The sequence below is a fragment of the Streptomyces sp. NPDC008139 genome (assembly GCF_042957025.1).
Classification (GTDB): Bacteria; Actinomycetota; Actinomycetes; order Streptomycetales; family Streptomycetaceae; genus Actinacidiphila.
On sequence record NZ_JBIBHM010000007.1, the window covers coordinates 1 to 17,052 of the forward strand.

14 protein-coding genes and 2 tRNA genes are annotated in these 17,052 nt (G+C 71.7%); 10 read left to right on the forward strand and 6 right to left on the reverse strand.

Features of this window, described 5'->3' with window-relative positions; all coding sequences use genetic code 11:
- Window positions 1–141: 141 nt before the first annotated feature.
- Together ACFZBB_RS15805 and ACFZBB_RS15810 are read right to left on the reverse strand one after the other, a co-directional pair.
- Window positions 142–681 carry an NUDIX domain-containing protein gene (locus ACFZBB_RS15805; RefSeq protein ID WP_391122295.1) on the reverse strand — a complete coding sequence of 180 codons (540 nt, stop codon included), beginning with the start codon at window positions 679–681 and terminating at the stop codon, window positions 142–144.
- Window positions 678–2,120: a zinc-dependent metalloprotease gene (locus tag ACFZBB_RS15810; protein WP_391122298.1), complete on the reverse strand. Its 1,443-nt coding sequence runs from the start codon at window positions 2,118–2,120 to the stop codon at window positions 678–680. Before ACFZBB_RS15810 ends, ACFZBB_RS15805 begins: the two co-directional genes overlap by 4 nt.
- Window positions 2,121–2,287: 167 nt before the next feature.
- On the opposite strand from ACFZBB_RS15810, the gene ACFZBB_RS15815 reads away from it, so the two are divergent.
- The 4 genes from ACFZBB_RS15815 to ACFZBB_RS15830 all read left to right on the forward strand — a co-directional run bounded on the left by ACFZBB_RS15815 (window position 2,288) and on the right by ACFZBB_RS15830 (window position 5,473).
- Entirely contained in the window at window positions 2,288–3,391 is a 1,104-nt protein-coding gene (locus ACFZBB_RS15815) for an NAD-dependent epimerase/dehydratase family protein (protein ID WP_391122301.1), read from the forward strand.
- 78 nt (window positions 3,392–3,469) lie between these two features.
- Entirely contained in the window at window positions 3,470–3,949 is a 480-nt protein-coding gene (locus ACFZBB_RS15820; RefSeq protein ID WP_391122304.1) for a molybdenum cofactor biosynthesis protein MoaE, read from the forward strand.
- 169 nt (window positions 3,950–4,118) lie between these two features.
- Window positions 4,119–4,298, forward strand: coding sequence for a hypothetical protein (locus ACFZBB_RS15825; protein ID WP_355347386.1), 180 nt, complete (start codon window positions 4,119–4,121; stop codon window positions 4,296–4,298).
- Between the two features lie 101 nt (window positions 4,299–4,399).
- Window positions 4,400–5,473: a PDZ domain-containing protein gene (locus ACFZBB_RS15830; RefSeq protein WP_391122306.1), complete on the forward strand. Its 1,074-nt coding sequence runs from the start codon at window positions 4,400–4,402 to the stop codon at window positions 5,471–5,473.
- Between the two features lie 72 nt (window positions 5,474–5,545).
- Here the strand turns inward: ACFZBB_RS15830 and ACFZBB_RS15835 are convergent, their stop codons facing one another.
- A complete protein-coding gene (locus ACFZBB_RS15835) occupies window positions 5,546–6,103 on the reverse strand; it encodes a PPA1309 family protein (protein WP_355347380.1) in 558 nt (185 codons plus the stop codon).
- 132 nt (window positions 6,104–6,235) lie between these two features.
- Between ACFZBB_RS15835 and ACFZBB_RS15840 the strand changes: the two genes are divergently transcribed.
- The 5 genes from ACFZBB_RS15840 (at window position 6,236) to ACFZBB_RS15860 (ending at window position 13,363) form a co-directional block, all read left to right on the forward strand.
- The gene (locus ACFZBB_RS15840) at window positions 6,236–9,127 is read left to right on the forward strand and encodes a UPF0182 family protein (protein WP_391123178.1); all 2,892 of its coding nucleotides are present in this window, start codon (window positions 6,236–6,238) and stop codon (window positions 9,125–9,127) included.
- A gap of 82 nt (window positions 9,128–9,209) precedes the next feature.
- A tRNA-Met gene (locus ACFZBB_RS15845) sits at window positions 9,210–9,283 on the forward strand.
- A 249-nt stretch (window positions 9,284–9,532) separates the two neighbouring features.
- Window positions 9,533–11,476: a tetratricopeptide repeat protein gene (locus tag ACFZBB_RS15850; protein WP_391122309.1), complete on the forward strand. Its 1,944-nt coding sequence runs from the start codon at window positions 9,533–9,535 to the stop codon at window positions 11,474–11,476.
- A gap of 175 nt (window positions 11,477–11,651) precedes the next feature.
- Window positions 11,652–11,725: transfer RNA gene (locus ACFZBB_RS15855), tRNA-Met, on the forward strand.
- 309 nt (window positions 11,726–12,034) lie between these two features.
- Window positions 12,035–13,363, forward strand: coding sequence for a HEAT repeat domain-containing protein (locus ACFZBB_RS15860; RefSeq protein ID WP_391122312.1), 1,329 nt, complete (start codon window positions 12,035–12,037; stop codon window positions 13,361–13,363).
- On the opposite strand, the gene ACFZBB_RS15865 is transcribed toward ACFZBB_RS15860, so the two are convergent.
- Window positions 13,329–13,739 carry a Fur family transcriptional regulator gene (locus ACFZBB_RS15865; RefSeq protein WP_355347371.1) on the reverse strand — a complete coding sequence of 137 codons (411 nt, stop codon included), beginning with the start codon at window positions 13,737–13,739 and terminating at the stop codon, window positions 13,329–13,331. The genes ACFZBB_RS15860 and ACFZBB_RS15865 overlap by 35 nt on opposite strands.
- Window positions 13,740–13,926: 187 nt before the next feature.
- On the opposite strand from ACFZBB_RS15865, the gene ACFZBB_RS15870 reads away from it, so the two are divergent.
- Window positions 13,927–15,378 (forward strand): catalase, encoded by a 1,452-nt coding sequence (locus ACFZBB_RS15870; RefSeq protein WP_391123181.1) that lies wholly within the window; start codon window positions 13,927–13,929, stop codon window positions 15,376–15,378.
- A 131-nt stretch (window positions 15,379–15,509) separates the two neighbouring features.
- On the opposite strand, the gene ACFZBB_RS15875 is transcribed toward ACFZBB_RS15870, so the two are convergent.
- Window positions 15,510–15,923 (reverse strand): CBS domain-containing protein, encoded by a 414-nt coding sequence (locus ACFZBB_RS15875; protein ID WP_391122315.1) that lies wholly within the window; start codon window positions 15,921–15,923, stop codon window positions 15,510–15,512.
- Window positions 15,924–16,129: 206 nt separating this feature from the next.
- On the reverse strand, window positions 16,130–16,939 hold the full coding sequence (gene hisN, locus ACFZBB_RS15880; RefSeq protein ID WP_391122318.1) for a histidinol-phosphatase: 810 nt from the start codon (window positions 16,937–16,939) through the stop codon (window positions 16,130–16,132).
- Between the last annotated feature and the right edge of the window lie 113 nt (window positions 16,940–17,052).

Below are 17,052 nucleotides of genomic sequence, written 5' to 3' on the forward strand. Positions count from 1 at the left end.
ACCACCCGGCCAACCGGGGCCCCCACGGCCCCCCCCCCCACCCCCCCGGCGCCCCCCTCGCCGCCCCGCCTCCCCCCCCCCCCCCCCCCGGGGGGGGGCCCCCCCCCGGGGCCCCCCCCCCCACCTCTTTTCCAGCCAGTGTCAGGCGCTCCGCGTCAGCGCGCGTATCCGGCCCAGCAGCGCCTGTACGGAGCTGTCGGCGACCGCCGCGACCTCGTCGTAGCCGAACCAGCGCAGATCCAGCGACTCGTCGCTGATCGCCTCGATGGCGCCCTCGGGGGCGACGACCGCGTACTGCACGTCCAGATGCCACGCGCAGGGCGTACGGTGCCGGTCCAGAGCCACCGGCTCGGGCCGCAGCAGGCCGAGACCGGCGATCCCGGACTCCTCCGCGCTCTCCCGCAGCGCCGCCCCCGCCAGGGTGGTGTCCTGCGGCTCGCAGTGGCCGCCGGTCTGGAGCCACATGCGCAGCTTGGCGTGCAGCGTCAGCAGGGCGCGCTCGCGCGGCGGGTCGACCACCAGCGCGCTCGCCGTGATGTGCCCGTCGGCGCACGCCTTCCACATGCCGTCGGGATACGCCGCCAGGTGCGCCAGATACTCCTCGCGCAGCCGCTCCTGCCCCTCGTCGGGCGCACTCCACCGCTCAAGGACGCCGACCGCGTCCGCGTGCAGAAGGCTCACTTGCCGGAGTCGCCGTCGTCGTCGGGGGTCTCGCCCTTGTCGGCCGCGTCGCCGGGCGCCTCGGGCTTGCGGTCGCCGCCGCTCGCGGCCTCGCCGAGCATCTTGTCCAGCTCGGAGAAGTCGACGCCCTCGCTGTGCACGAAGCCGTCCGGGTCGTCCAGGTCGGCGGCGGTCGGCAGCATGTCGGGGTGCGCCCACAGGCCGTCGCGGCCGTCGACACCGCGGGCGTCGGTCAGCGAGGCCCACAGCCGGGAGGCGTCCCGCAGCCTGCGGGGCCGCAGCTCAAGGCCGATCAGGGTGGCGAAGGTCTGCTCGGCGGGACCGCCGGTGGCGCGGCGGCGGCGCAGCGTCTCGCGCAGCGCGCCCGCGGACGGCAGGTGCGGGGCGGCGGCCTCGTGCACGACCGCGTCCACCCAGCCCTCGACGAGCGCGAGGGCCGTCTCCAGCCGGGCCAGCGCCGCCTTCTGCGCCGGGGTGTCCTCGGGCTGGAACATGCCCTGCTGAAGCGCTTCCTGAAGCTGCTCGGGCTGCGAGGGGTCGAGCTGGCCCACCGCCTCCTCCAGCCGCGCGGTGTCGACCTTGATCCCGCGCGCGTAACCCTCCACGGCGCCGAACAGATGCGCGCGCAGCCACGGCACGTGCGCGAAGAGCCGCTGGTGGGCGCTCTCGCGCAGCGCCAGGTAGAGCCGCACCTCCTCCTGCGGGACGCCCAGGCCCTCGCCGAAGGCGGTCACATTCGCGGGGAGCAGCGCGGCCTTGCCCGCAGGGCCCAGGGGCAGGCCGACATCGGTGGAGCCGACGACCTCACCGGCCAGGGTGCCGAGCGCCTGCCCGATCTGGGAGCCGAACATCGCGCCGCCCATCGAGCGCATCATCCCGATCAGCGGGCCGGACATGGCCTGCATCTCCTCGGGCAGCACATCGCCCATCGCCCCGGCGACGCGCTCGGCGACCGGGTCGACCAGCTCCTTCCACACCGGAAGCGTCGCCTCGACCCACTCCGCGCGGCTCCAGGCCACCGCGGAGCCGGACCCGGACGGCAGCGACGTGGCGCTGTCCAGCCACAGATCCGCCAGCCGTACGGCCTCCTCGACCCACGAGCGGTCGGCGCGGCCGACGGTCGCGTCCTTGACGCCGTCCTGGGTGCCCTGGGCGACCGTCTGGCGGGCGATGTCCTTGGCCATGTCCCAGTTCACCGGGCCGCCGTCGTAGGACAGCATCTGGCCGAGCTGCTGGAAGGCCGCGCCCAGGTCGTTGGGGTTGAGCGAGCCGAACATCGCCGCGAACGGGTTGTCGCCGGCGGCGCCGCCGCCGACGCCACCGAAGCCGAACGGGTTCGGCGCTCCGCCCTGGCCCCCTTCGCCCTTGTTCTTCCGGCCGTCGTCCCCGTCCTCGGGCTCCTCGGGAGGGACGCCGAATCCGAATGGGTTGTCACTCACGGGATTCCTCGGCTCTGTGTTGTGATGGGCTGGGGTTGTGTTGGGCTCGGTGTACGGGCAGTACCTCCAGCCTAGACACGTGTCAGGCAGGATGGCTGCGTACCGACGTCACGCCGATGGCGTGCGCCAGCCGCACCCGTACTTGAAACAACCGTGGGAGACACCCGGTGAGTTCCCCAGAAGGACACGTTCGCCCAGAGCGGAGCGCGGGCAGGGCCGCGTCGGGACCGGTGGTCGCGATCACCGGCGCCGCGTCCGGCGTGGGCCGCCAGTTGGCGCTCAGGCTCGTGGAATCCGGCCAGGTCAAGAAGGTCGTGGCGATCGACGAGCGGCGCGGTGACGTGCCCGGTGCGACCTGGCGGGTGCTCGACGTGCGGGACCCGGCCATCGCCGACAAATTGCGCGGCGCGGACGTCGTCGTCCACCTCGCGCTCGACCTCGACCTGGAATCCGACGCCAAGGCGCGGTCCGCGTTCAATGTGCGCGGTACGCAGACCGTACTGACCGCCGCCGCTGCCGCGGGCGTGCACCGCGTGGTGCTGTGCACCTCGGCGATGGTCTACGGCGCCCAGGCCGACAACGACGTGCCGCTCGCCGAGGACGCCCCGCTGCGGGCCACCTCGGAGGCCAGCTTCGTGGACGACCTGCTGGAGATCGAACGGCTCGGCCGCCGTGCCCCGCGCGCCCACCCCGGCCTCAATGTGACGGTTCTGCGCCCTGCCGTCCTGGTCGGCGGGACGGACACCGCGCTGACCCGCTACTTCGAGTCGCCGCGGCTGCTGGTGGTGGCGGGCAGCAGGCCGTGCTGGCAGTTCTGCCACGTCGAGGACCTGGTGTCGGCGCTGGAGTACGCCGTCCTGGAGAAGGTCGACGGCGAGATGGCGGTGGGCTGCGACGGCTGGCTGGAGCAGGAGGAGATCGAGGAGCTGACCGGGATCCGGCGCATGGAGCTGCCCGCGGCCATCGCCTTCGGCGCCGCCGCCCGGCTGCACCGCCTCGGCCTGACCCCGTCGCCCGCGGGGGACCTCGCGTACACGATGCACCCGTGGGTGGTCAGCGGCAGCCGCCTGCACGAGGCGGGGTGGCGCCCGCAGTGGTCCAACGAGGAGGTGCTGGCCGAGTTGCTCGCCGAGGTCGAGGGTCGCAATTCGCTCGCGGGGCGCAGGCTCGGCCGCAAGGACGCCACGACGCTGGGCGCGGCGGGTGCCACGGTCGCCCTGGTCGGTACGGCGGCGCTGGTGCGCAGGGCCCGCAAGCGGCGCGGCCTCTAGATCCGGCGGCCCGCCCGTGGCCCAGCGGTGGTGGAAGCCGCTTTCCGTATCGCGGGCACATGAGGCAGCATGTGCCGCATGGCATCCACGCACGACGAACACGCCGCCCCCGCCGACCGCGCCCAGGCCGCCGACGGTCCGATCCGGCTGCTCGCGATCCGCGACACCCCGCTGTCGCTGGACGAGGTCTTCGCCTCGGTCGGCGACGACGCGGCCGGCGGCACGGCGCTGTTCGTCGGGACGGTGCGCGACCACGACGGCGGTTCGGCCGCCGAGGTCACCGGTCTGGCGTACTCGGCGCACCCCAGCGCGGAGGCCGAACTGCGCGGGATCGCCGAGAAGATCGCCGCCGACTACCCGGTACGCGCGCTGGCCGCCGTCCACCGGGTGGGTGAACTGCGGGTCGGTGACATCGCGGTGATCGTCGCCGTCTCCTGCCCGCACCGCGGCGAGGCGTTCGAGGCCAGCCGCCGCTTCATCGACGACCTCAAGAGCGAGGTCCCGATCTGGAAGCACCAGACGTTCACCGACGGCACCGAGGAATGGGTCGGCGCCTAGGGCCTGTCGTGCCCTGGGCCTGGTCCGCGAAGCCGCGTCCTGGCACCTGTCCGGCGGATCGTGAGCGACGCGCGGGTGCGTAACCCCGTACCCCACCGGGCCGTTGGTGCACAGAGCGGTTAATCTGCTCATACGTCCGTTTTGGTGTACATGGGGTCGGGAGTTCGACGTGGCAGCACTCGCTTGGTTGCTCATTCCGTTGGTCGCCGCGGTGTTCGCCGCGGTCTGGGCGCGCTGGGCGTCGCACACCCGCACCACCGGGGACGGCGCGTCGCTCGCCGGGTACGAGCGGTTCCGGCAGGCCATGCAGGCCGAGTCGGCGGAGAAGCCGGACACCGAGACGGTCTGAGGACTGGGCACCGGGACGGCAGAACAGGCGCCGCACGGCCGCGTACCCGTCCGGACTCACCCCGCGGGCCGGTTGTCGGGCGGTTCCCGTAGGGTCGTGCCATGCCACGCCGCACCGCGACGCTGCTCGCCTCGACACTGACGCTGATAGCGCTGCTGTGCATCGCGCTGCTGGCTCCCGCACCGTACTCGGAGATGTCGCCGGGACCGACGGTGAACACGCTCGGGAGCTACGACGGCGAAATGGTCATCCAGATCGGCGGCCACAAGACGTACGCGACGTCGGGTCACCTCAACATGACCACCGTGCGGGTCACCGGCGCCGACTACTCCATGAACCTGGTGGAGTCCCTGCTCGGCTGGGCGCGGCGGGACGACAAGGTCGTGGAGCACGACACGCTGTACCCGAAGGGGCAGACGGCCCAGGAGGCCGACCAGCAGAACGCCGAGGAGTTCAGCCAGTCCCAGGACAGCGCCAAGTACGCGGCGCTGACCTCGCTGAAGATCCCGGTGCCCTCTCGGGTGATCGTGGCGGCCGTCGTCAGCGGCGGGGCGTCCGAGGGCGAACTGCACGCGGGCGATGTGATCAAGGCCGTCGACGGCACCGCGATCACCAAGGCCGACCAGGTCGCGGGCCTGGTCACCAAGCACAAGCCGGGCGAGAAGGTGGTCTTCACGATCATCCCGGCCGCCGACGCGAAGAAGAAGCTGGACACCACGCAGAAGGTGACCATCACCACCCGCACCTCGGACGACGGCGGCCCGTCGCGCGCCGTGGTCGGCATCCAGGCGGGCGTCGAGCACCTGTACCCGTTCACCATCGACATCAAGCTCGCCGACGTCGGCGGACCCAGTGCGGGCATGATGTTCGCGCTCGGCATCATCGACAAGCTGAGGCCCGACGACCTGACCGGCGGCAAATTCGTCGCGGGCACCGGCACCATCGACGACAACGGCAAGGTCGGACCGATCGGCGGCATCAGCCTGAAGACGATCGGCGCGCGCAACAAGGGCGCGCAGTTCTTCCTCACCCCGGCCGACAACTGCGAAGAGGCCGCCAAGAGCATCCCCTCGGGCCTCACCCTGGTGAAGGTGAAGACCCTCGACGACGCCTTGGCGGCGCTGAAGGACATCAAGTCGGGCAACGACGCGGCGCTGCCGAGCTGCAAGAGCTGAGACCGGCTCAGTCCCGGTCCGCTCAGACCCGGTCAGCTCAGGTCAGCTCAGCCCGGCAGCGCCACCGGGCGCTCAGACCTCGAAGGTCGCCGACAGCGCCTCCGCCAGACCCGGCACCAGATCGGAACCGGTCAGCACCTCGGTCGGCGTGTCCTTGGCCCGCAGCCGTACGGCCGACTCCCGCGCGCCGTCCCGCAGCACCGCGACTGTCATCCGCACCTCCTGGCGCTGCGGGTGCGCCGCCACCCACGTGGCCAGCGACGCGTCGTCCAGGCCCTCGGGGATGGCCGCCTCGGCGGCGGGCGGCAGCATCAGCCGCTCCACGGTCAGCGCGCAGCCCGCGATCACCTCGGGCCACGCGATCGTCGCCAGGAACTCGTCGAGCGCCGTGCCGGACGGCAGCTCGTCCTGCTCGATCGGGGTCAGCGACCCCGTCTCGTTCGTCTCGGTCAGGCCGAGTTGATCGGCGAGGCCGGGTTCCTGCGTACGGAGCTGCGCGGTGTCGACAAGGGCGAACAGCCGTGCGGGCCGGTCCCAGCCGAGGCCGGACGCGTACTCGTCGATTTCCAGTACGGCACGGGTCAGCGGGCTCGCCGCGAGCGGTGCACCATCGGTCGCATTGTTGGACATGGTCAGTATCCTGCCTCTTCCCTTGCCGGAATCGGGAACCGGCCAAAGCGTAGGTAAGTTGCACCAGTGGGAGTCCGACCCGGGACACCCTAGAAATACGGACAATTCGAGGTGCGCACCTTGGTATTCGAGATGCCGGACCGCGGCGGAGGATCGTCGGGGCCACGGATCAGAGTCGGCCGCCCATCCCGGCGGACCCGGACGTTGCTCATCACGATCGGCGTGCTCGCCGGTCTGATGATCGCGTTCGTGATCTTCGCGGGATTCTGGACCGACTGGCTCTGGTACCGATCGGTTCACTACTCGTCGGTCTTCACCACCACGCTCTGGACCAAGGTCGGTCTGTTCTTCGTCTTCGGCCTGCTGATGGCCGGAGCGGTCGGCGTGAACATCTATCTGGCACACCGGCTCCGCCCGCCGCTCAGCGCGATGTCGCTGGAGCAGCAGAGCCTCGACCGCTACCGGATGGGTCTCGCGCCGTACAAGAAGTGGGTGCTCCTCGGGGTCTGCGCGGTGGTCGGGCTCATCGCCGGCGGATCGGCCTCGGGGCAGTGGCGCCTGTGGCTGCTGTGGACGAACGCCACGAAGTTCGACGTCAAGGACCCGCAGTTCCACAAGGACGTGTCCTTCTACGCCTTCGACCTGCCCTGGTACCGCTTCCTGCTGAGCTTCGGCTTCGCGGCCGTGGTGCTCTCGCTGGTCGCCGCCGCCCTGGTGCACTACCTGTACGGCGGGCTGCGGATCACCTCGCCCGGCGGCCGGGCCACGGCCGCCGCCACCGGCCATCTGTCGGTCCTGCTGGGCATCTTCATCTCGCTCAAGGCGGTCGCCTACTGGCTGGACCGCTACGGCCTCGCGGTGAAGTCCAGCGGCTTCAAGGCCACCGACAACTGGACCGGTCTGCGGTACGTGGACGCGAACGCGTATCTGCCCGCCAAAACGATCCTGTTCTGCATCGCGGTGATCTGCGCGCTGCTGTTCTTCGCGACGCTCTGGCGCCGCACCTGGTCGCTGCCGATGATCGGCTTCGGCCTGATGGTGCTCTCGGCGATCCTGATCGGCGGCCTCTACCCGGCCATCGTGCAGAAGTTCCAGGTGCAGCCGAACGAGGCGGCCAAGGAAGCGCCGTACATCCAGAAGAACATCGATGCCACGCGGGCCGCGTACGGCATCAAGGACAGCCAGGTGAAGCCGTACAGCGGCACCAGCGAGTCCAGTACGGAAAAGCTGCGGGCCGAGGCGGACACCACGGCGAGCGTGCGCGTGCTGGACCCGAACGTGGTCTCGCCCACGTACCAGCAGTTGCAGCAGACGCGCGGCTACTACGCCTTCCCTTCCACGCTCGACGTCGACCGCTACAGCGACGCCAAGGGCAAGGAGCAGGACACGGTCGTCGGCCTGCGCGAGCTGAACATCAACGGCATCCCCGAGAACAACTGGATCAACGACCACTTCAAGTACACCCACGGCTACGGCATCGTCGCAGGCAAGGGCACCGACGTGGCCAGTGACGGCTCACCGGACTTCACCGAGAAGGACCTGCCGACCACCGGCCAGCTCGGCACGTACGAGCAGCGGGTCTACTACGGCGAGCGGACGACGCAGTACTCGATCGTCGGCGGCCCGACCCAGGAGATCGACTACACCGACGCGGGCGGCGAGAAGCCGTTCACGTACACCGGCAAGAGCGGCGTGGACCTGTCCAACCCGCTGACGCGGGCGGCGTACGCGGTGCAGTTCGGCGAGCCGCAGATCCTGTACTCGGGGGCGATCGGCAAGGGCTCGAAGATCCTCTACAACCGCACTCCCAAGGAGCGGGTGGAGTCGGTCGCGCCCTGGCTGACCATCGACGGCGACCCGTACCCGGCCGTGGTCAACGGCCAGGTGGAGTGGATCGTCGACGCGTACACCACCACCAACGGCTATCCGTACGCGTCGCGCACCACGCTCGGCGACACCACGACCGACTCGCTCACCGACGACCAGCGGTCCGTCATCGCGCAGCAGAATCAGGTCAACTACATCCGCAACTCGGTCAAGGCGACCGTGAACGCGTACACCGGTGAGGTCACGCTCTACCAGTGGGACACCCAGGACCCGGTGCTCAAGACGTGGATGAAGGCGTTCCCGCACACGGTGCAGCCGAAGGACAAGATCAGCGCCGAGCTGATGGACCACCTGCGGTACCCGCAGGACCTGTTCAAGGTGCAGCGGCAACTGCTCACCAAGTACCACGTCACCAAGGCGTCCACCTTCTACACCGGCAGTGAGGTGTGGGAGGTCCCGGACGACCCGGCCGCCCAGACGGGCAAGGCGGTGCCGCCGTACTACCTGAGCCTGAAGATGCCCGACCAGTCGGAGCAGGCGTTCTCGCTGACGTCCACCTTCACGCCGAACGACCGCTCCAACCTGAGCGCGTTCATGGCGGTGAACGCCGACGCGTCCAGCAAGGACTACGGCACGATCAGAGTGCTGCAACTGCCACCGAACACCACGGTCGACGGGCCCAAACAGGTGCAGGCCAAGCTCAACTCCGACAACAAGGTCGCGCCACAGATCAACCAGCTCAAACGGGCGGGCGCGGACACCACCGTGGAGTACGGCAATCTGCTCACCGTGCCGATGGACGGCGGGCTGATGTACGTGGAGCCGGTGTACGTGCGCGGCGCGGGCAACAACTACCCGCTGATGAAGAGCGTGGTGGTGCTCTTCGGCGACCGGATCGGCTTCCAGCCCACGCTGAAGGCCGCGCTGGACGAGGTGTTCGGCCCCGACGGCGAGTCGACGACGAAGCCGCCGCCGGGCGACACCACGGAGCCTCCGACGACGACCAGCCCGCCGACCACCAGCCCACCGGGCGACGCGACGCTGGAGCAGGCCCTGACGGACGCTCAGAAGGCGTACGACGACGGTCAGGCGGCGCTGAAGAAGGGCGACTGGCAGGCGTACGGCGAGGCGCAGAAGAAGCTCTCCGAGGCGCTGAAGCAGGCGCGGGAGGCGGAGAAGGCGGCCAAGGGGACATAAGACGGGGCCGATCGACCTGATGGGTCGACAAGCGGGCTGATCGGGTGACACTCCGCGTCGTGGTACGGTGAGGACACAACGACGCGGGGTGGAGCAGCTCGGTAGCTCGCTGGGCTCATAACCCAGAGGTCGCAGGTTCAAATCCTGTCCCCGCTACTGTACGAAGAGGGCCAAAGTCAACTGACTTTGGCCCTCTTCACTTATATGGGGGATGTTCGGTGAACGGGGTTTCGCAAGCCGCCTTGTCGGGAAGTCGACAAAACGCTGAAGTGACCAATCGGGTTGCGGTATACCAGGTGTACGGCGGTAGCGGACGGTGCGACGATGGACCTCATGGGGGATGGTGCAAGACTGCTGAACACTCGTCAGATCCACGAACAGCGTGGTTCTACGGGCGATGTCGACATGTCGACCGAAGGGTTGGCCCAGGAGTCGGCTTCGACGCCCGTGACCGCGTCTGCGACCGTGCCCGTCACCGCGTCCGCGCTGCTGCCCGCACCGCGCCCGTCGGCTGAGCAGCCCGCGTCCGCCGAACTCACCGCGTCCACCGGGACGGTGGCCACCCGGTCCCTGGGTCCCGTCGCAGCCCCGGCCCCGGCCGCCGGGCTCAACGACCTGCCCGGGCTTCCCGAACTGACCGACGAGGACGGCCTCGCGCTCCGCGAGGAGGCCGAGATCGAGGCGCGCCACCGGCACGCCGCCGACCTCGGCGACCCGTACGCCATGAGCGCGCTCGGCACGCTGCTGCTGCGCCGCGGTGACCTCGACGGCGCGGAGCCGTACCTGCGCGCCGCCGTCACGCACGGGGACCGCGCCGCCGCCAACAACCTGGCCCTGCTGCTGCACCAGCGCGGTTACGCCGACGAGGCGGCCGACTGGTGGCGGACCGCCGCCGTGGCGGGCTCCGCGCCCGCCGCGCACGCGCTGGGCCGGCACTACCGCGAGCGCGGCGACGAGCCCGCGGCCGAGTACTGGCTGCGGCAGGCCGCCGAGTCCGGCCACACGCTGGGCGCGTACGCGCTGGCCGACCTGCTCGACCACCGGCGCGAGAGCGGCGCCGAGCGCTGGTTCCGCGCCGCGGCCGAGCACGGCCACCGCGAGGCCGCGTACCGCCTCGCCCGGATCTGCGCCGCGCGCGGCCAGAGCCACGAGGCCGAGCAGTGGTACCGGCAGGCCGCCGCGCGCCGCCACCGGCGGGCCGCGCTGCGTCTCGGCACGCTCCTGGAGGAGCGCGGCGAGCAGGCGGAGGCGGGCCGCTGGTATCTGACGGCCGCCAGGGACGGCGAGGCGCGGGCCGCCTGCGCGCTGGCGTTCCTGCTGCGCGACGCGGGCGACATCGACCAGGCCGCCACCTGGTGGCGGCGCGCCGCCCAGGCGGGCGACGGCCAGGCCGCCAACGCGCTCGGCGCGCTGCACGCCCAGGAGGGCGAGACGCAGACCGCCGAGCGCTGGTACCGCACGGCCCTGGACGCGGGCGACATCAACGGCGCCTACAACCTCGGCCTGCTCTGCGCGGGCCAGAGCCGCAACGCGCAGGCCGAGCAGTGGTACCGCAAGGCCGCGTACGCCGGACACCGCGAGGCCGCCAACGCGCTGGCCGTGCTGCTGCTCCAGCGCGGCGACGCGATGGGCGCCGAGCCGTGGTTCTCCAAGGCCGCGGAGGCGGGCAGCATCGACGCCGCCTTCAACCTCGGCATCCTGCACGCCGGGCGCGAGGAGGCCGACACCGCGCGCGCCTGGTACGAGCGGGCCGCCGCCGCCGGGCACGCCGAGGCCGCCCTCCAGGTGGCCATCGCGCTCCAGCGCGACGGCGACCACCACGCCGCCGAGCGGCATCTGCGGTGCGCCGCGGGCGGCGGCAGCCCGGAGGCCGCCTTCCGGCTCGGCGCGCTCCTGGAGCGCAGGCAGCGCGAGCGGGACGAGGGCGACGCGGGCGCGGAGGCCACGGGCAGCGTCGAGGCCGAGGAGTGGTACGAGCGGGCCGCCCGGCAGGGGCACCGCCGCGCCCAGGTGCGGCTCGGCATGTGCGCCGCCAAGCGCGGGGACGTGGTGGACGCGGCGCACTGGTACCGGCAGGCCGCCGAGGCCGGTTCCCGCAACGGGGCCTTCAACCTCGGGCTGCTGCTGGCCCGCGAGGGCGCCGAGCCCGAGGCCGCCATGTGGTGGACGCGGGCCGCGGACGCCGGGCACGGCCGCGCCGCCCTGCGGATGGCGCTGCTCTCCGCCCGGCGCGGCGAGCTGGCCGAGGCGCAGCGCTGGTGCTCCCGCGCGGTCACCTGCGGGCCCGCCGAGGTCGCCGAGCGCGCGGCCCGGCTGACCGCCGCGGTCAAGCACGAGCTGACCGCGTGAGCCGACGGTCGTCAGCGGCGGTTGACCAGGTCATCCGTACGGTTCCTGACCGTTTCCGGCTGAGGGGCGCCCTGCGCGGGGCGCCCCTCAGCCGGAATGGCCACCTGCTCCGACGGCCGCCCGCCTATGGATTTGCGCTGGTCAGGAACGCTGGTCTACAGTGAGGGCACAACGACGCGGGGTGGAGCAGCTCGGTAGCTCGCTGGGCTCATAACCCAGAGGTCGCAGGTTCAAATCCTGTCCCCGCTACGGAAAGAGAAGGTCCGGAAGCCACTGGCTTCCGGACCTTCTTCTTGTGCGACACCGGTCTTCGGCCGGGCTGCGACAAAGGTCGTCGGGCGGGCTCCGGGACGGGTCGCGGGGCGGCTCACGGGCCCCAGCCGCGCGGCAGCACCGCGCGCTTTCTCTTAGTCTCCTTGTGCGGGCTTCTTATTCGGGCAAAGACCCGCCGAACCGTCTTGGGCGCGGCACCTTCGCGCGCGATCCTGGTCGGGTACGACGGGCGAGGAGGCGGGATTGCTGCGCAGGCGGCGAGGGCGATCCGAGGCGGGTGTCACCGTGGTGGACACGGGACGCTGGCAGCGCTGGTGCGAGGCCGCGCTCGGCGGGCGTCGCGAGGACGTGGTGACCTTGCTCGCGGGCCTGCGCGCGGTCGTCGAGGACGGACCGCCGTACGACAGGGCCGCCGCTCTCGACGCGCTCGGCGACGCTCCCGCAGACCTCCTCCTGCTGCTCGACCGGCACGCCAGGCCCTGGCACGGCGGCGGCGCCCACCGCTGGGCCGCCGGTGGCCACGTCGGAGTCGATCCGCTGCGTCTGCTGCTGGCCTCGCTCGACGAGGACGGCCGGGCGCGGGCCGGGGCCGTCGAGAGCCTGGCCGGGTGCGGCGGGCCGCTGGCCGTGGCCGCGCTCGCCCTGCGGACGGTCGACTGGGTGCCGGAGGTGAGCGAGCGCGCCACCGCCGCCCTGGTGGCCCGCAACGCGCCGGACGAGGTGGCCGCGGCCGTCCGCGTGCTGCTCAGGCTCGGCGGCAGGCGCCGGGCGGGCGGGCTGCTCGCCTCGTACCGCGCGGTGCTGAGCGAGCCTCCGCACCGCCGTGCCGTGCGGGCGCTGGCCGCCGACTCCGACCCGCTGGCCCGCCGCTTCGGCGTCGAACTCGCCCTGGACCTCGGCAGTTACGTCCGCGGCGACCTGCTGCGGACCGCGCTGCACGACCGCGACCAGGTCTGCCGCAGGCTCTGCGCGCAGCGGCTGCTGGAGCTGGACCCCGACCAGGCGGGCCGGTTGATGTGCGCGCGCGGCGCGGGCGTACGGGAGCTGGCGGTGGCCGCGCTGCCCGGAGATGTCCCCGCCACGCGGCTGGTCGCGCCGCTGGCCGACCGGGCCAGGATGGTACGGGCGCAGGCCCGTTGGCAGTTGTACCGGCGCGGGGAGCCGCCCGCCGACGTCTATCGCAGGCAGCTCCGCAAGGTCAGCAGGACGACCGCGCCCCGGCTCGCCGCGGGACTTGCGGCCGGTCTCGGGGAGTGCGGGGACGCCTCCGACGCGGTGCTGCTGACGCGGCTGCTCGGGCCGCGCGAGCGCGACCAGGCCGAGAACTGGCCGCCGATGGTGCGCAGGGCCGCCGCCCGCGCGATCGGGCGGCTGGCCAAGCCCGCCGAACTGGTCGGCCTGCTCGGCCCGTTGGCGACCGACCCCGATCCGGGCGTGGCACGCGAGGTGTTCGAGGCGCTGGCCCGGGTGCCGGCCGATGTCCCGGTGGAGACCTTGTGGGTCGGCAGGACCCGTACGGAACCGGCCGTACGCAGGGCCGCCGAGCGGATCGGCGGCAGGGCCTGCGAGCGGACCGTGCCTACGAGCAGTCCGGGCACAGTCCCCGGTAGGTGACCTCGGCCGCCTGGACCGCGAAGCCGAAGCGTTCGGTCGGGGGGAGGGCCGCGAGCGGGTCGCCGTGCGGGTGGACGTCGCGGATGGTGCCGCAGCGGGAGCAGACCAGGTGCTGGTGCGGCCGGTGCGCGTTGGGGTCGTAGCGCTTGGCGCGGCCGTCGGTGGCGACCTCGATGATCTCGCCGATGCTCACCATCTCGCCCAGCGTGTTGTACACGGTGGCGCGGGAGATCTCCGGCAGCCGTGCGATGGCACGCGCGTGCACCTCGTCGGCGGTGAGATGGACATGGTCGCCGTCGAGGACCTCCGCCACCACGCGCCGCTGGGCGGTCAGCCGCCAGCCGCGTTCGCGCAGTCGTTCCAGCAGGTCGCTCATGCGAGCCAGGGTAACAGCGGGGCAACCTGGATCGAAAGGGTCTGTTCCTGACTCCTATCCTCTATTGGCTCTCTTCTTGACTTAGACATTGTCCAGAGTAGGATCGGCTCCGGCGCGAGCCGATGGGCATGCCGGGGGGCCGGACGATCTGGAGGAGAAGCACGTGACGGTTCAGGAGACGGGTCCGCTGACCACGAGTGCGCTGACCACGGAGGCCGGGGCGCCGGTCGCGGACAACCAGAACAGCGAGACGGCGGGCCTCGGCGGCCCGGTGCTCGTCCAGAGCCAGCACCTGCTGGAGAAGCTCGCGCACTTCAACCGCGAGCGCATCCCGGAGCGGGTCGTGCACGCGCGCGGCGCCGGTGCGTACGGCACCTTCACGCTGACCCGTGACGTCTCGCGCTGGACGCGGGCGAAGTTCCTGTCCGAGGTCGGCAAGCGGACCGAGACGTTCCTGCGCTTCTCCACCGTCGCGGGCAATCTCGGCTCGGCCGACGCCGTCCGCGACCCGCGCGGCTTCGCGCTGAAGTTCTACACCGAGGAGGGCAACTACGACCTCGTCGGCAACAACACCCCGGTGTTCTTCATCAAGGACGCCCTGAAGTTCCCCGACTTCATCCACACCCAGAAGCGCGACCCGTACACCGGCTCCCAGGAGGCGGACAACGTCTGGGACTTCTGGGGGCTCAGCCCGGAGTCGACACACCAGGTGACCTGGCTCTTCGGCGACCGCGGCATCCCGGCCGGCTACCGGCACATGAACGGCTACGGCTCGCACACCTACCAGTGGAACAACGAGGCCGGAGAGGTCTTCTGGGTCAAGTACCACTTCAAGACCGACCAGGGGATCAGGAACCTCGCCACCGGGGAGGCCGTGCGGGTCTCGGGCATGGACCCCGACTCCCACCAGCGCGACCTGCGCGAGGCGATCGAGCGCGGCGCGTTCCCGTCCTGGACCGTGCAGGTGCAGATCATGCCCGCGGCGGACGCGGCCACGTACCGCTTCAACCCGTTCGACCTCACCAAGGTGTGGCCGCACGCGGACTACCCGCCGGTCGAGATCGGCAGGCTGGAGCTGAACCGCAACCCTGAGAACGTCTTCGCCGAGGTCGAGCAGTCGGTCTTCAGCCCCGCGCACTTCGTGCCCGGCATCGGGCCGTCCCCGGACAAGATGCTCCAGGGCCGCCTGTTCGCATACGGCGACGCGCACCGCTACCGGGTCGGCGTCAACGCGGACCACCTGCCGGTCAACCGCCCGCACGCCACCGAGGCGCGGACGCACAGCAGGGACGGCGCCCTCTACGACGGCCGTCACCAGGGCGCCAAGAACTACGAGCCGAACAGCTTCGGCGGCCCGGCCGAGACCGGCCGCCCGCTGTGGGAGCCCGTCGATGTGTCCGGCGCGACCCAGTACTCCGCCGCGCCCGTGCACGCCGAGGACGACGACTTCGGGCAGGCGGGCACCCTGTACCGGCTCATGTCCGAGGACGAGAAGACCCGGCTGATCGACAACCTGGCGGGCTTCATCGCCAAGGTCTCCCGCGAGGACGTCGTCGAGCGCGCCGTCGACAACTTCCGCCGCGCGGACCCCGACTACGGCAAGCGACTGGAGGCAGCGGTCCAGGCCCTCCGCACCTGACCCGTCGCTCGCCGTTGGCCGAAGAGGCCGGACGCCAAAGGGCTCCGGCCTCTTCTGCGCGTCCGCGTGCGGAACGGTAGGCGGGTGTGCGCCGTTCGGAAGCCGAGCGTGCCGACCGTTCCGAAAAGCGGTTACGCGCTGGTGAGGGCGGTCGCGGACGGTGTCGCGGGCCGCTGCGCGGACCAGCAGCGGATGATGTCGCGGACGGAGACCACGCCGATCGGATCGCGGCCCTCAAGGACGACGAGGTGACGGAAACCGCCGTGCAGCATGGCGGCGGCGGCCTCGTCGAGGGTCCACTGCGGGGCGGCGAAGACGACATCGGTCGTGGTGTGGGCGTGGGCGAGTTCGCGGTCGGGGCTGAGGCCGTCCCCGATCGCGTCGAGGACGTCGCGCTCGGTGAGGATGCCGAGACCGCAGGTGTCGGTGTCGAGGACTATGGCCGCGCCGACTCGGCGGGCGGACATCAACTGGGCGGCCTGGCGGAGGGTGTGGGCGGGGCCGATGGTGAGTACCACCGTGCTCATCGCGTCGCGGACCAGCATGGGCGGGCACCTCCTTGTGTGAAGCCCTCACACGGGACCGCCGTCCGGCGAGCCGGGAGACGCTCGCGTGAACGGTTTCACAAGTTCACAAGCGGGGGCACCTTCATAGTCACACGCCCTTGGAGGACCGGCAAGGGGGCGCGCGAAGCTCCCGCCGCGAGGTGACCCGCCGCCGCGCGCGGCTCGCTCCGCTCCGCTCCGACCTGCTAGGCGACGCCGTCCGTACCGCCCACGTACCCCAGCAGCTCCTCGTGCAACAGACCGTTGGAGGCCGCCGCGTTCCCCCCGAAGGGGCCCGGCTCGCCGTCGAGCGAGGTGAAGCGGCCACCGGCCTCGCGCACGATCACGTCGTTGGCCGCCATGTCCCACGTGTTCAGCTCGGGCTCCGCGCAGATGTCCACCGAACCCTCGGCGACCATCATGTACGGCCAGAAGTCGCCGTAGCCGCGGGTGCGCCAGACGTTGCGCGACAGGTGCAGGAAGCCGTCGAGCCGCCCCCGCTCCTCCCAGCCGCTCAGCGAGGAGTACGCGAACGACGCGTCCTCCAGCCGGCTCACGCCCGAGACGTGCAGCCGGGTCGCCGACGACAGGCTGCGGCCGGTGTACGCGCCGTCGCCCTTCGCCGCCCACCAGCGGCGGCCGAGCGCGGGCGCGGAGACCACGCCGACCACGCTCTCGTCGCCCTGCTCGCCGCGGACCATCAGCGCGATCAGGGTCGCCCACACCGGAACGCCGCGCACGTAGTTCTTGGTGCCGTCGATCGGGTCGATCACCCAGCGGCGCGGCCCCGCGCCCTGGCTGCCGTACTCCTCGCCGAGCACCGCGTCACGCGGGCGCGCCCGTGCCAACTGGCCCCGGATCAGCTCCTCGGCCGCCTTGTCCGCCTCGCTCACCGGCGTCAGGTCGGGCTTGGTCTCGACCTTGAGGTCGAGCGCCTTGAAGCGGGCCATGGTCGCGGCGTCGGCGGCATCGGCCAGCACGTGGGCCAGGCGCAGATCGTCGTTGAATTCGGGCATGAGCCGAACAGTAGCGATCTCGCCTGGTCCCGGTCATCTCCGCCCTGCGCGGAACCTTGACAGACCAGGACAGCGCGTCAATTCTTTCCGCACGGCCGCTGTCCGCGCCATCG

Bases quoted from the DNA above. Each gene is read 5' to 3' on its own strand.
- ACFZBB_RS15865 (WP_355347371.1), bottom strand. From the start codon at position 13,739: ATGAGCGACCTGCTGGAACGACTGCGCGAACGCGGCTGGCGGCTGACC.
- ACFZBB_RS15820 (WP_391122304.1), top strand. From the start codon at position 3,470: ATGGCATCCACGCACGACGAACACGCCGCCCCCGCCGACCGCGCCCAG.
- ACFZBB_RS15875 (WP_391122315.1), bottom strand. From the start codon at position 15,923: ATGCTGGTCCGCGACGCGATGAGCACGGTGGTACTCACCATCGGCCCC.
- ACFZBB_RS15840 (WP_391123178.1), top strand. From the start codon at position 6,236: ATGCCGGACCGCGGCGGAGGATCGTCGGGGCCACGGATCAGAGTCGGC.
- ACFZBB_RS15830 (WP_391122306.1), top strand. From the start codon at position 4,400: ATGCCACGCCGCACCGCGACGCTGCTCGCCTCGACACTGACGCTGATA.
- ACFZBB_RS15835 (WP_355347380.1), bottom strand. From the start codon at position 6,103: ATGTCCAACAATGCGACCGATGGTGCACCGCTCGCGGCGAGCCCGCTG.
- hisN (WP_391122318.1), bottom strand. From the start codon at position 16,939: ATGCCCGAATTCAACGACGATCTGCGCCTGGCCCACGTGCTGGCCGAT.
- ACFZBB_RS15850 (WP_391122309.1), top strand. From the start codon at position 9,533: ATGTCGACCGAAGGGTTGGCCCAGGAGTCGGCTTCGACGCCCGTGACC.